Consider the following 280-nt stretch of genomic DNA (forward strand, 5'->3'; position numbering starts at 1 on the left):
GGTATATGTGATGTAAGCTTTCACTCCAAACCGTCCGTTCCTGGTGACATGAGAAGCAATTACTTCTCTGTCGGAAGTGGTGTAAACAGCAAATTGACAGGAAGATTGCTTCCTGGTGCAGCCGAGAACAGAATCGTTACACTCTCACCATATGAACCTGTGCGGTAAAGTACACCTTGTTCATTTGGCGCACTCAAGGATTTGTTGTCTTTCGAAAGCTGAACAACCTGTCCGTTCACAAGTGCCACACCTGAGTATTTGCCTCCACGAGGGTTGAACG

Annotated in this window: 1 pseudogene; it reads right to left on the reverse strand. The window is 46.8% G+C overall.

Features of this window, described 5'->3' with window-relative positions:
• Window positions 1–59: 59 nt before the first annotated feature.
• A pseudogene (locus AC1ECF_RS17565) lies at window positions 60–280 on the reverse strand (stalk domain-containing protein); the annotation flags it as partial.

The organism is Psychrobacillus sp. Z3-81 (assembly GCF_056620325.1).